The sequence below is a fragment of the Halorubrum tibetense genome (genome assembly GCF_042661865.1).
Lineage (GTDB): Archaea > Halobacteriota > Halobacteria > Halobacteriales > Haloferacaceae > Halorubrum > Halorubrum tibetense.
Genome location: NZ_JBHSWW010000690.1, coordinates 1 through 556 on the forward strand (window position 1 = coordinate 1; position 556 = coordinate 556).

A 556-nucleotide genomic window follows, 5' to 3' on the forward strand; every position below is an offset into this window, starting at 1 on the left:
CTCCGCCCCCGGACTCGGTCGCGACCTGCTTCGCCTGCCGCTGGACGAGCTCGTCGAGCTCCTCGGCGGCCGCCTCCGTCTGCGGCGCGCCGCACTGCTCGCAAAAGCGGGCCGACTCGTCGATGGACGACTCACACCGGGGACACGTCTTCATCCTCATCGGATCGGCAGCGCGCCCGGGCTTAACTCTTCGGTCGGCCGTCCGCCATCTCATTTGTGTTATCCGCCGATATCGGTTGCTATCGCGGTTCTACTCTTGTTTCCGTTCGTTTTCCGGTCTGATAATCGGGGACGCACGTTTTAATCCCGGCCCCGACTCGATCCGACAGACAACCGACGATCCGATTCGGTCGGGACGCCCGCGTCGGCCTGCTCCGGGCCCCGCGACCCGCCGACCGACCGGTCGCGACACACCACACACGATGGCACGCACACGACGCCTCGACCCCGCCCGCCTCCGCCGACGGGCCCGCAGCGCGCTTCCGAAAGCCCTGTCACGACGGGTCGACTCCGGGCTCGCCGTCGCCCTCGCGCTCCTGTGTCTCTTCTCGCTCGC

1 protein-coding gene is annotated in these 556 nt (G+C 68.2%); it reads right to left on the reverse strand.

What is annotated here, in order from left to right:
• A partial coding sequence (locus tag ACFQEU_RS17770) for a zinc-ribbon domain-containing protein (RefSeq protein ID WP_379784309.1) occupies positions 1-154 on the reverse strand: 154 nt, incomplete at its 3' end.
• Positions 155-556: the final 402 nt, after the last annotated feature.